Source organism: Brevibacterium sp. SIMBA_078, from assembly GCF_046534565.1.
Lineage (GTDB): Bacteria > Actinomycetota > Actinomycetes > Actinomycetales > Brevibacteriaceae > Brevibacterium.
Genome location: NZ_JAWRYQ010000353.1, coordinates 1 through 259 on the forward strand (window position 1 = coordinate 1; position 259 = coordinate 259).

The 259-nt window shown below is 40.2% G+C and carries 1 pseudogene; it reads left to right on the forward strand.

Annotation, left to right across the window (positions count from 1 at the left end):
• A pseudogene (locus SB749_RS20000) lies at positions 1–208 on the forward strand (PLP-dependent aminotransferase family protein); the annotation flags it as partial.
• Positions 209–259 lie beyond the last annotated feature (51 nt).

Sequence of the window (259 nt, forward strand, 5' to 3'; positions counted from 1 at the left end):
TATAGAACTAGAAAAACACATTGAGACACAAGCGCTTTTGGAAAGATGTATAGATCATGGCGTTGTTTTCTTACCTGGTAATGCGTTCTATACAGATCACAGTGGCAACCATACGTTACGATTAGGCTTTTCTAGGTTGACAGAACGTGAGATTATTCAGGGCATTCAAATAATCGGAGACACGATCAAAAAGTATGACGGAGGCTAGAAAATGAAAGTTGGCGTTATGATGGGAGGCGTTTCTTCCGAAAAACAAGTG